This is a genomic window from Noviherbaspirillum sp. (assembly GCF_035254865.1).
GTDB lineage: Bacteria > Pseudomonadota > Gammaproteobacteria > Burkholderiales > Burkholderiaceae_D > Noviherbaspirillum.
Genome location: NZ_DATFAF010000064.1, coordinates 1 through 12,097 on the forward strand (window position 1 = coordinate 1; position 12,097 = coordinate 12,097).

Here is a 12,097-nt window from a genome sequence, read left to right on the forward strand (position 1 = left end):
CTGCTTGCCGGTCTCGCGCTGCTTGATGTCGATCCAGCGGTGTCCCAGCCTGGGCATCTCCGCCGCGTAGCCCGGAAATTCGTTGCCGTGGTATTCGTCATGGCAGGCCAGCGCGCAACAGTTGCAGTTGAAGCACTTCGCAATGTCGATTACCAGATTCCATTTCTTCACAGTGCCGCCTCCTTTTCCGCAGCAGGCACGGGCTTCGGCCTCAGTTCGCCGCTGCCGTCCCACTTCTCGATCTCGACCAGGCAGGAATTGGCTGCGGTGCCGGTCACTTTCTTGGCGATGGAACGCTTCGGCGTCAGCTGGTTGACGCAGCCGCCGCGATCGACCGAGTAGCCGGGTTCGCCGACCGGGTCGTAGACCGCCGACGACTCATACGCATGCACCACGCCGCGCGGCAGGCGCTCGGTCACGTGCGCCGCGCAAATCACCGCGCCGCGATCGTTGTAGACACGCATCAGGTCGTGCATCCTGATGCCGCGCTGGGCCGCATCTTCCGCATTGATGCGCATCACCCAGTAGTAGTAACCGTCGACCTTCACGCGATGCTCTTCGATGTCATTGATCGCGCTTTCCTTGCCGTCGCTCATGGTGTGATAGCTGAAGCGCGAGTGCGGCGACAGCATCTGCAACGGGTAGCGCTTGTAGATCTCCGAGCGCGGGCCTTCCCAGGACGGCAGGTATTTCACGATGGGCGGACGTTCCGGGTCATCTGCATCAAAGCGCTTCAGGCTGGAGCATTCGAATTCGAACTTGCCCGACTGCGTCTGCAAGCCTTCGCCGAACTCCTCGGTATAGTCGCCCGGCAGCGGATGCGGCTCCGGCACATCCTTCTTGCGTCCTTCGTAGAACCAGCGCAGCGAGGGCGGATCGCGCCGGTCTTCGGGTGACGGCGGAACGACGTAGTAACCCTTCTTGAGGAATTCCTTCCACGAGATGTGCTTCGGCAGATCGGATGCGTCGAACATGCGCTTGACCCAGTCGATCTCGTTCATGCCCTCGCAGAAGTAGGTGCCCAGGCCGAGGCGCGATGCCAGTTCGGTGAAGATCTGGAAGTCCGACTTCGATTCGCCGAGCGGCTCGATGCACTTGTGCTGCATCAGGATCACGCGGTGGTTCATCTGCGTCTGGCCGTGCAAGGCGTAGCCGCCGGTGCCGCCAAATTCGCTGATGTCGCAGCGCTCGAAGGAGGTGCAGGCCGGCAGCAGGATGTCGGCGAACTTCGCCTCGCCTTCCAGCCAGATCGACTGGTTGACGACAAATTCCAGCTTGTCGGTGCGGTAGGCTTTGACGTAGCGGTTGGAGTCGTTCATCGTCCCGATCGACGCGCCGCCGTACTTGTACAGCATCTTGACCGGCGCATGGCCTGCCTTCGGATAGCTGAACTTCTGGAACTGGCCTTCAATGGTCTTGCCGTCCCATGGATAGCCTTCCGCCTTGCCTTCGAGGATGGCTTCCGGAATCTGCAGGCGCGGCACCTTCTGGCTCGGCGTATTCACCGAGGGCAGCTGCGGCATGCGCAGGTAGAGGCTGACGCCGAGCGCGGTGCCTTCCAGGTCGCCCGACATGCCGCCGTCGGAATAGCCCGGGAAGGAGAACGAGAGATCGACCGGCGTGCCCCACTGCAGCAAGCCGTAGTTGACGCCCGGACGACCCATGCCCTGCATCGCCATCAGGCAGGCGAGCGTGCGCGCCCACTGGATGCCGGTCGCGGAACGGCACGCGCCGCCGTGGCCGTTGCCCCAGCCGCCTGCGCCGAGGTAGGTTTTCTTGCGCGCCCACTGGCGGGCCAGCGCGCGCACATCGCGCGCCGGCACGCCGGATTCCGGCTCCTGCCATTCCGGCGTCTTCGGTATGCCGTCTTCCTTGCCGAGCAGGTAGTCGCGCCACTTCTCGAAACCGATGCTGCGGTCGGCCACGAATTTCTTGTCGTAGGTGCCTTCGGTGATCCACACGTAAGCGATCGCCATCGCCATCGCGGCGTCGGTGCCTGGCTTGGGAGCAATCCATTTCCCGCCGAGCAGCGCAGCGGTGTGGTTGTAGTAGGGATCGATGTGCACCAGCTCGATGCCGAGTTCATGCAGCCACTGGCGGCGCGAGGTGCCTTCGAAGGCGGAATAGGAGCCGCTGGTCGCTTCCGGGTCGGCCGACCAGAACACCACCATCTCCGCTTCCTTCATCAGGTCTTCGACCAGGCCGTAAGTCTCGGTCTGGCCAACGCGCATGCTGTAGCCGAAGTGGTGCATCGCGCCCCAGTACCAGCCTTCCCAGCTGTCCGGGTTGTGCACGACCTTGGTGGTGCCGATGGCGTTGAAGAACTTGTAGGCGGCACTGATGTAGTAACCGATGTTGCCCCAGGTATGATGCGAGCCGTGGTTGCCCATGATCGCGCCGGGACCATAGTCGCGCTTGACGCGCTTGATCTCGTTGGCCACGATGTCCAGCGCCTCTTCCCAACTGATGCGCACATAGCCGGAAATGCCGCGGTTCTCGCAGTTGCGCTCGCCGTTCGGGTCGAAGTCGACACGCTTCATCGGGTACAACAGGCGCGACTTGGAATAGATGGTCGACTTCGAGCACATGGTGTGAGGTGCGACAGTGGTCTGGCGCGGCGGTGTGAACCGCTTGCCGCGCGCTTCGATCGACCAGGTCGCCGCATCGTCGTCGCCGAACTCGAGCGGCGTCATGCGCAGAATCTTGCCATCCTTGACATACACGAACAGCGGTCCGCCGTTGGTATTGGTCACGTAGCGCTTGACGCCATTGCCGATGTCGGTGCCATGCTCCCAGTGCAGGGTCGGGATCATGTTCATGGTCTGGGTGAACCAGACCACCAGATCATCCGGACCTTCCGCCTTGAGCTGGAAATTCTTGATCGCTTCGACGCGCTCGACCTGATCGACATGCAGCGCGAACAGCTTCATGCCGAGCGCCGCGTTGGCGACCGTGATCGTGATATCGGGAGAGTCGTGCCATCCCCGCGATGAACTCACGTTGCCATTACGGAATGTGAAATGACGCGCAACGGCCTTGTCGGCGGTACACATCTGGACGGTGATGTTCTTTTCGGCAAGACGCTGCTTGAAATGCTTGTGCCGGCCAGCCATCAACCGCAACACGTGCTTCAGCCCAAAGAGCAGCGCCGAGAATTTAACCTCAGCTAAGGCCATGTAACTCCCCTCGTAAAAATCCGCAGCGTCACGCCAACGGACAGTCGTTTTATTTGCAGAGGAGAGTCTAGCCAGACCAGCAATCGCCAAGTGATTCAAACTAAGTGCACATTGATCACTTTTTCCCATCACGCGATTTTCGATTACCACCATGAACCTGTAGCGCTGCGCCGGCCTGAGCCGGCTGAAACTTGACCTAAGTCAATACAGTACTGTATGGCTCAGCGCGTGCACAGCAATTCGCGAAGCAATTTTTCGTGCGCGCGCGTTTTCTTGATGCATATCAAGAATCGGGAAAGAGAGCGCGGGAACTCCTTGGAGTCTTTGCAACATCACAGATGAAATGCGCCGAACGCCGGTGATTCGATCTTGCCCAAATCGACTCATCGGAATCGACGGCCGACAGGCGCCAGCCGCCGATCGACCGGCGGCACTATCGGTCACATCACCATGACTACTTTGAGGTTTTGCGCTTGCGGGCAGTGCCACTGGTGGCGGCGGTGCTGGCGGCCGCCGAGGATGATTTGGCCTTCGGCTTTGCTTTTGGCTTCTCCGCGGGAGAGCTCGCATGCGGCGCTTCCGCCGTCATCGCGTTGCCGACGGCCTGCGTGAATTGTTCCTGCAGCATGTTCCACCATGCCGCGGCATTGACCAGCGGCGCGGTCAGCGCCGCGGCATCCGTTTGATCCTTGCTGGTCGGTTCCGGAGCGCCGTGCAGTTTTTCGTGCTCATGGGCAGCGGTGCCTGTGCCATCGCCGTGCCCGTTATGGACCTGGGCCGCCGGCGCAGCGGGGGCGTTGTGCGCATGCGCGCCCGAGGTCATCCTGGCCGTGAAGCTCTCGCCCATCGTCTGCAGCGTCGACAGGGTGGCGGCCTGCACTTCCAGCGCCTGTATCGTGTTGCGCAGCATGCTCGTGTTGAGATTCAGCCAGGTTTCCACCGCCTTCAGGTCGGTGATCTTCTTCTGGATTTCTTCGACGGACAGGCTTGGCATGACCATGCCCGGAATATTCATGTTGGCCATGTTCATGCCCGGGACGCCCATGCTGCCCCACAGGTTCTTGACGAAATCAAGCGTGTCCGTCATCGCTCCCATTCCCGGGATGTTGGGCATTGTCGGCTTCACCATGATTTCTCTCCAAGTCTCGAAATATCGCTGAGAGTAGCAGATTAGGTGGAGTGGTCAAAATGATATAGGTTCCGCCTTGCGCTCCCACAAAAATGCGAGCGCACGAGACTGTATTGTTGAAGCTGCCGCGCAAGGCCGATGCATTGCCCTGAAACAACTATTTCATCCCTCTGCAATCGGCCGCCAGAGGTTGTTACACTAGCAGAATGGCTTTCATTCGTTCCCCCATGGCAGAACCGCAATCCGCCGACGCCCGATCCAGGCGCTGGGTTGTCATCCTGCTCGCTTCGCTGCTGCTGCATCTGCTGGCGTTCAATTGGGCCAATGGCCACATCGGCATGCCGTCCTGGCGCGACGAGACTCAGACCGTCATCACGACCGCGCTGCTGACCGAGCCGAAGAAGATCATTGCCCCGCCGTCAGCGGGGATCGCAAAACCGAAACTGAAACCGAAGCCGAAGCGCCGTCACCGCGCAGCGCCGCCACCAGTCCAGGAAGCGCAGTCCGTGCCGGCGCCGGTCGTAGTCGAGCCGACGGACATCCTGCCGGAGGCGGCCGGCGACGCCGTGGCGGCCGACACGCCGCAGACGCCGCCTCCCGAGGCGAGTATCGAACCGGCTCCGCCCGCCAATGAAACGCAGGCAGCCGCGCCCTACAAGATCGACCCGCCGCCTTCTGCCGAACTGACCTACGACGTGTTCGCGCTGCGGGACGAGCAGAAGTGGTACGGTAGCGGCGCATTCCGCTGGGAGTCGGCAGGCGGAAACTATCGCGTGACGGGCGAAGCCAGCATCTCGCTCTTTTTCAAGATCACGGTGCTGAACTTCAGCAGCGAAGGCATGATCAACGATACCGGCATCGCGCCGGTGTTGTACAGCGAGAAGCCGTGGCGCAAGTCCTTGACCAACACGCATTTCCAGCATGAGCAGCGCAAGATCAGTTTTTCCGCATCCGAGGCCGTCTACCCGTACAAGGGCGGCGAACAGGACCGTGCCAGCGTCATCTGGCAACTGGCCAGCATCGGACGCGGCGATCCCGGCCAGTTCCAGCCCGGCGCGGAGATGGACGTGGTGGTCGCCGGACCGCGCGACGCAGATACCTGGCGCATCCAGGTGATCGGCGAAGAGGAAATCGAGACGCCTTACGGCAAACTCGCCGCCTGGCACGTGGTACGCACGCCGCGTCCGGAATCGCACGACCAGAAAATCGATATCTGGCTGGCGTCGCAACGGGAATGGTATCCCGTCAAGGTACGCTACACCTATGCCAGCGGCGACTTCCTCGACATGGCCCTGTCGTCCCTCACACCGCTGGCGCACTGAAACTGCTTTTTACCTGAAAGATTCATGAAGCTTCCTCTCTTGCACAAAACCTTGGCCACGATTCTCGCTCTCGGCATTTCCGTTCCGCTGCTGGCAGCCGGAACCGCTGTCAAATACCACGTCAACATCCCGCCCTCGGTGGACCTGAGCTACAAGATCATGTCGCGGCAAAAAGGCTTTCCGGTCGAAGGTGAAGCGGTCGTCAAATGGGAGACGGCGGACAAGAAGTTTTCCGTCGCGAATGAGGCGCGCGCCATGCTGGTCGGGAAAATTCTCGATGCGCGCAGCGAAGGCGTCATCGACGACTACGGCCTGGCGCCGACCAGCTTTACAGAGAAACGCTTTCGCAAGGGCGCGACCACCACCTCGTTCGACCGCAGCGCCGGCGTGATCCGCTTTTCAGGCTCCGAGGACACTTACCCGCTCAGCGGCGGCGAGCAGGACCGCAGCAGCGCGGTCTGGCAACTGATCGCCATCGCGCGCGCCGCGCATGGAAAATTCAAGCCAGGATCGGAGTGGACCTTTTCGGTAGCCGGAAGGAACGATGCGCATGCATGGACCTTCAAGGTCTTGAAGCAGGAAAAGATCGCGACCGCGCTCGGCACGCTCAACACGCTGCATGTGACGCGAGTGCATGAGCCTGATTCCGGCGACCAGCAGATCGACATCTGGCTGGCGCCGCAGCAGGAATGGTATCCGGCGCGCATACGCTATTCAGAAAGCGACGGCGACTATATCGAACAGACGCTGGAAAGCATCAGCAAGAAGTCGTCCTGATACGGCGGATTCCCACCCTCGCGCGCACAGGCTACAATCCTTTGTCTCCCGGCATGGATGTGCCGCAATCTTGATATCCGGTATTCACATGACTTCTTCCAACGGCGCACTGGTGCTGTTCAGCGGCGGCCAGGACTCCACCACCTGCCTGGCATGGGCGCTAGCCCGCTATCCGCGCGTGGAAACCATCGGCTTCGACTACGGCCAGCGGCACGCGATCGAGCTGACCGTGCGCCCCACCCTACTGCAAAAGATGCGCGCCCTCTCGCCCGACTGGAATGCCAGGCTGGGCGACGACCACATGATCGACCTGTCCCTGCTGTCGACCATTTCCGACACGGCACTCACGCGCGATGTGGAAATTGCGATGCAGGACAACGGATTGCCGAACACCTTCGTGCCAGGACGTAACCTGCTGTTCATGACGGTCGCGGCCACCGTGGCCTACCGGCGCGGCCTGGATGTGCTGGTCGGCGGCATGTGCGAAACCGATTTCTCCGGCTATCCGGATTGCCGCGACGATACGATGAAAGCCCTGCAGGTTGCGCTCAATCTCGGCATGGCGACCCGCCTCAAGGTCGAGACCCCGCTGATGTGGATCGACAAGGCGTCCACCTGGCGGCTCGCGCAGGATCTGGGCGGACAGGCGCTGGTCGACCTGATCCGCAGCGACACGCATACCTGCTACCTTGGCGAGCGCGGCGCGCTGCACGACTGGGGCTATGGCTGCGGCAGCTGCCCGGCGTGCGAGTTGCGCGCACGCGGTTATCGTCAATTCGTCGGGAACTAGAGGAAACCATGTCCGTCCATTGCGCACCCGAGACTTACCAGCTCTTGCTCAAGCTCGATCTGTTTCGCGGCCTGGAGCAAGCGGAACTCGCGCGCTTGCTGGAGCAGGCCGAGCTGGTCGAATGCCGCGCGGGCGAGTATCCGATCCGCGAAGGCGAACAGGATCGCCACCTGTTTGTTCTGCTGTCGGGCAAGGCCGGCATCTACAAGCGCTCGTTCGGCGTGCAGAAACTGTTGCAGGAGCTCGGCCCGGGCGAGTGTTTCGGCGAAATGTCCCTGATCGAGTGCCGCAGCCGTTCCGCCTCTGTCAAGGCGATCAATCATTGCCGCGTGCTGCGGCTGGACGGCGACGACATCGCTGCGCTGCCCGACATTTCGTCCAAGCTGTTCCGCAATATCGCGGTGCTGCTGTCGCAGCGGCTGCGCCATGCCAACGAGATCATGACGCTGGGCTAGTGTAAGCAAACTCAAAGAATCGAGGAGTACGATGTCAGTATTGGCAAGCCTGCTTGCAAAATAGATATCTCTTTCTGAAGAATTCCATGCTGATCGCCGTACTCACCGACATCCACGCCAATCGCGAAGCGCTGGCCGCCTGCCTTGCTCATGCGGAGGAACGCAAGGCGCAACGCTACGCTTTCCTCGGCGACCTGGTCGGCTATGGTGCCGATCCGGGCTGGGTGGTCGACACCGTGATGGACTATGTCGAGCGCGGCGCCTTCGCGGTGCTCGGCAACCATGATGCCGCGGTTACGGCGGCGCCCGGCAAGCACATGAATCCACAGGCGCGCGAGGTAGTCGAATGGACCCGTGCGCAACTCAACGAGAAGCAATTGAAGTTTCTCGAATGGCTGCCCCTGACGCATGAATGGAACAACTGCCTGTTCGTGCATGCGACCGCGGCCGAACCGCGCAGCTGGGAATACGTGGCCGGCACGCTGGAAGCGATCAAGAGCATGTACGCGACGCGCTGCCGCATCACCTTTTGCGGCCACGTGCACGAACCCGCCCTGTACAACCTGTCGCCGACCGGCAAGGTCTCCTCCTTCGTCCCGACTGGCGACAGCAGCATTCCGCTCGGGACGCAGCGCCGCTGGCTGGTCATCCCCGGTTCGGTCGGGCAGCCGCGCGATGGCAATCCGGCCGCATGCTACGCCTTGTTCGACGACGTCACGCATGAACTGATCTACTTCCGCGTTCCCTACGATTACGAAACCACGGCCGCCAAGATTCGCGAGGCGGGTCTGCCGCAAAGCATCGGCAACCGGCTTGAGCACGGACGTTAGCCATGAGTCATAACCGTCTGGAAGCGGGGATGGTGATTGACGATTTCCGTCTGGAAGAAAGGCTGCACAAGGGCGGCATGGCCACGCTCTGGCGCGTGGTGCGCGTCGATGCCGACCAGGACGCGCCGTCCGAACCGCTGCTGATGAAGATTCCCATCCTCGGCGACCACAACGATCCGGCTGCGATCGTCGGTTTCGAGGTCGAGCAGATGATCATGCCCAAGCTCAAGGGCATTCACGTACCGCACTATGTGTCCGCCGGCGACTTCACCGGTCAGCCCTACATCGTGATGGAACTGATCTCCGGCAAATCGCTGCGCTCGCGCTTCGACGAGGCGCCCTTGCCGATCGAGGAGGTGGTGGACATCGGCATCAAGGTGGCCTCCGCCCTGCACGATCTGCATCGGCAAAACGTGATCCATCTCGACATCAAGCCGAGCAACATCATGTTCCGCGAGACCGGGGAAGCGATTCTCATCGATTACGGCCTGTCGCGCCACGACAAGCTGCCCGATTTGCTGGCCGAGGAATTCCGCCTGCCGATGGGGACCGGTCCCTACATTTCGCCCGAACAAGTGCTGCACATCCGCAACGACCCGCGCAGCGATTTGTTCGCGCTCGGTGTGCTGATGTATCACCTTGCGACCGGCGAGCGGCCGCACGGCAATCCGACCTCGGTGTCCGGCTTGCGCCGCCGCTTGTATCGCGACGCGACGCCGCCGCGCGCGTTCAACGACAAGATTCCGCTATGGTTGCAGGAAATCATTTTGCGCTGCCTGGAAGTCGATCCGGCCGCGCGTCATGACACTGCCGCGCAACTTGCCTTTGACCTGCAGAACCCCGATCAGGTGCAACTCACCGAGCGTGCCTACAAGCAGGCGCGCGATGGCTTCCTGACGGTAACGCGCCGCTGGCTCCATGCCATCGGCATGGAGCCGATGCCGCAACAATCCGCCTCGCAGCAACTCATGCGCGCGCCGATCATCATGGTGGCGATCGACCTCAACTACAATTCGGAAGCGCTGGCCGATGCGCTGCGCCTCGCAGCACGCCGCGTATTGCAGACCGAACCGGGCGCGCGACTCGCGTGCGTGACGGTGCAGAAAACCAATCGCATCGGCATGGACGAATTCGTCGACAAGCAAGGGCGCAATCTCCATGTGAAGCATCTGGTGGGCCTGAAACACTGGGCACGTCCGCTTGCCATCCCGCACGACAAGATTACCTTCCATGTGCTCGAAGCGCCCGATCCTGCAGCCGCGCTCGTCGATTACGCCAAGATCAATGACGTCGATCACATCGTGATCGGTTCACGCGGCAGCTCGGCGTTGCGCCGCTACCTCGGCAGCGTGTCATCGCAAGTCGTTGCGCAGGCGGATTGCACGGTGACCGTGGTCAAGAGCGCCGGCAGCAGCGCCAACGCGCCCGGCGCCTGAGGCCGGAGCCCGACGCACGCGACCGAGCAAGGCCAATGCATTTGGCACAGCCGCTCCGCTGGCGGTATTGTCGAAGACGCACCACACGGATTTGCCGGCCAGCGTATCGTGCTCGATGCCATCCGCAATCCGATCCAGTTCTTCCTCGGAATAGGCCGAATGATAGACATGCGGTGAACCATGCAGCCGAAGGTAGATCGTGCGTGCGGCATGCGCGCGTTCCGGCAGCGGAGCGACCGGCGGATCGGCAGTCACATAGGCAATATCATGCGCGGCCAGGGTCGCGGCGGCCGCATCGGAAAACCAGGTCGCATGACGCGGTTCGCACACGATCGACACCGGGGTCAGCTCGCGCAAGGCACGGAAGAAGCGCTCGGCCGTCGACGCTTCGTATTGCAATCGGGGCGGGAGCTGGACCAGCAGGCAGTCCAGCTTTTCGCCCAGGTGACTCACTTCACCGATGAACTTCCTCAACGCCTGCTCGACGTTTCGCAAGCGCAGTGCATGCGTGATTTCCTTCGGAATCTTTGCTGAAAAGCGAAATGCATCCGGCACGCTGTCGTGCCAGCGCGCATACGTCACCGGGCGATGCGGGCGGTAGAATGAAGTGTTGATCTCGACTGCAGGAAAGACGCTTGCATAGCGCTCCAGATGGCTGCCCTCTTCCGGAAAATATTCCTGCATCGCGCTCGACAAGTTCCATCCTGCGCAGCCGATATGCAGGCCGCCGGAAACTTCACCGGGCCAGGGTGACGCGCCGACTCCCGGCACAACATCTCCATCCATGCACCTGCTCCCATCGCGCGGTATGGCAAGGCGGACGCATTGCGCAGCGCATCAATTTCCCTCGGTTCAATTGGCTGTTAGACATTGTGCAGTGCGAATTGATCCCGGACGAAGCGAGGTGCAGAATAGGCTTTCCGCGTCTTTCAGCACGACGACGCGGCTGACCGAATCACTGTATTCCGGGAGCGCATTGACCAAGAACGTCCACCACAATGAACATTTTTTCATCAGGAACTTCGCTGTTAACAAATCATCAAACCAGCGCTCTGACGAAGCCTTCACTGTTTCTCTGATTCCTCGGACCTTGACCGAATCGATTTCAGACTTCATCAGAGCTTAGCGATTGATCCTTGACCAAGGTTCGAACAGGAGTCTTGAATGAACGTGCAAAGTGAAGACATTCAACAGCGGCTCGGTTTCATCGACCGCACCATTTATCACGCCATGCGCGCCTGCCACTCCGATAGCAGCGTGCCGGAAGAATTGAAAGATTATGTGCATCAGCTCGGCCAGCGTTCCAGCCAGGCACAACGCGCGCTGAAATCGCGGGACGCACGCGGTGTACGGCAAAGCGTCGACGATCTGGCGCGCATCAGCGACCAGGCGCAGAACAAGATCCATCCCGCGGACGGCATGAATTACGAGTTGAAGAGCGCGGTCATCCTCACGCATATCGAACTCTCGGCGCTGCGCTATCAGCTGCTGGATGCCTGATGCCGGCCTTGACGCCCTGCAATGACTCTGCGCGCCGCATGCTTGGGCACGGTGCGCACACGCTCACACATCGACTTTCAGCTCCGGCCAGATCCAGAGCCAGTTCTTCTTCGACAGCCTTCTTGAGAACTCCGCCGGCTTGTAGTGCTTCTGGTTGGGGGTGATCTTTTTCGCGAACAGGCTGTCGAGGCCGAACGGGCTGATGATCTCGATCCGCCCATCCGCATCGAGCCTCGCGCCGATGGCTGTTTCCAGCTCGACCCAATACCTCATGGCGTCCATGGTGGACTTGTAAGGCTGGTCGCCGTTACGTGTATGCATGCGTGCCTGATTGCGCACCGACCATGGCAGCTCCGTGTCGATTGCCGCAAGGCGCGCCTCGATCTCGCGCTCGTGTTCCTTGCTCGCGCGTTCGGGGTCGAAGTAGATCAGGTCGATATCGGTCAGCGGCGTTGGAATTTCGAAGCGGTGCAGCTTGTCCCAGGCAAGATTGCGCACGAAGCCGGCCGCGATGCACCAGTCGGGCAAGGCGAGATCGCGCGCGATGCGCAACGCACGCATGCGCAGCGGGTCGGAGGCGATCCATTCGCGAAGTATTTGCTGCTGCATTGGCTCGTCCGAAGTAATAAAAAAAAACGCCATCCCGCTTGGGTTCGGGATGGCGGTAGTGCCTAGTTAAACC

12 protein-coding genes are annotated in these 12,097 nt (G+C 61.2%); 7 read left to right on the forward strand and 5 right to left on the reverse strand.

Going from position 1 to position 12,097, the window contains the following annotated elements; translation table 11 throughout:
- Positions 1–167 precede the first annotated feature (167 nt).
- A complete protein-coding gene (locus tag VJ651_RS15395) occupies positions 168–3,176 on the reverse strand; it encodes a molybdopterin-dependent oxidoreductase (protein ID WP_324108296.1) in 3,009 nt (1,002 codons plus the stop codon).
- A gap of 454 nt (positions 3,177–3,630) precedes the next feature.
- Positions 3,631–4,305 (reverse strand): PhaM family polyhydroxyalkanoate granule multifunctional regulatory protein, encoded by a 675-nt coding sequence (locus tag VJ651_RS15400; protein WP_324108297.1) that lies wholly within the window; start codon positions 4,303–4,305, stop codon positions 3,631–3,633.
- A 206-nt stretch (positions 4,306–4,511) separates the two neighbouring features.
- On the opposite strand from VJ651_RS15400, the gene VJ651_RS15405 reads away from it, so the two are divergent.
- The 6 genes from VJ651_RS15405 (at position 4,512) to VJ651_RS15430 (ending at position 9,915) form a co-directional block, all read left to right on the forward strand.
- Positions 4,512–5,627, forward strand: a complete 1,116-nt coding sequence (locus VJ651_RS15405) for a DUF3108 domain-containing protein (protein WP_324108298.1) — start codon at positions 4,512–4,514, stop codon at positions 5,625–5,627.
- Between the two features lie 24 nt (positions 5,628–5,651).
- Positions 5,652–6,404, forward strand: a complete 753-nt coding sequence (locus VJ651_RS15410; RefSeq protein ID WP_324108299.1) for a DUF3108 domain-containing protein — start codon at positions 5,652–5,654, stop codon at positions 6,402–6,404.
- An 88-nt stretch (positions 6,405–6,492) separates the two neighbouring features.
- Positions 6,493–7,194: a 7-cyano-7-deazaguanine synthase QueC gene (gene queC, locus VJ651_RS15415; RefSeq protein WP_324108300.1), complete on the forward strand. Its 702-nt coding sequence runs from the start codon at positions 6,493–6,495 to the stop codon at positions 7,192–7,194.
- Positions 7,195–7,202: 8 nt separating this feature from the next.
- Positions 7,203–7,649, forward strand: coding sequence for a cyclic nucleotide-binding domain-containing protein (locus tag VJ651_RS15420; RefSeq protein ID WP_324108301.1), 447 nt, complete (start codon positions 7,203–7,205; stop codon positions 7,647–7,649).
- 86 nt (positions 7,650–7,735) lie between these two features.
- Complete coding sequence (locus tag VJ651_RS15425; protein ID WP_324108302.1) at positions 7,736–8,479, forward strand: metallophosphoesterase family protein; 744 nt, start codon at positions 7,736–7,738, stop codon at positions 8,477–8,479.
- Between the two features lie 2 nt (positions 8,480–8,481).
- Positions 8,482–9,915, forward strand: a complete 1,434-nt coding sequence (locus VJ651_RS15430) for a bifunctional serine/threonine-protein kinase/universal stress protein (protein WP_324108303.1) — start codon at positions 8,482–8,484, stop codon at positions 9,913–9,915.
- Here the strand turns inward: VJ651_RS15430 and VJ651_RS15435 are convergent.
- Complete coding sequence (locus tag VJ651_RS15435; protein WP_324108304.1) at positions 9,832–10,701, reverse strand: DUF72 domain-containing protein; 870 nt, start codon at positions 10,699–10,701, stop codon at positions 9,832–9,834. The two genes, VJ651_RS15430 and VJ651_RS15435, sit on opposite strands and share 84 nt — an antisense overlap.
- Positions 10,702–10,767: 66 nt before the next feature.
- On the reverse strand, positions 10,768–11,031 hold the full coding sequence (locus VJ651_RS15440; protein ID WP_324108305.1) for a hypothetical protein: 264 nt from the start codon (positions 11,029–11,031) through the stop codon (positions 10,768–10,770).
- Between the two features lie 48 nt (positions 11,032–11,079).
- Here VJ651_RS15440 and VJ651_RS15445 point away from each other — a divergent pair, with 48 nt between their 5' ends.
- On the forward strand, positions 11,080–11,415 hold the full coding sequence (locus VJ651_RS15445; RefSeq protein ID WP_324108306.1) for a hypothetical protein: 336 nt from the start codon (positions 11,080–11,082) through the stop codon (positions 11,413–11,415).
- Between the two features lie 63 nt (positions 11,416–11,478).
- Here VJ651_RS15445 and VJ651_RS15450 read toward each other — a convergent pair whose 3' ends face one another.
- On the reverse strand, positions 11,479–12,024 hold the full coding sequence (locus VJ651_RS15450; RefSeq protein WP_324108307.1) for a nucleotidyltransferase family protein: 546 nt from the start codon (positions 12,022–12,024) through the stop codon (positions 11,479–11,481).
- Between the last annotated feature and the right edge of the window lie 73 nt (positions 12,025–12,097).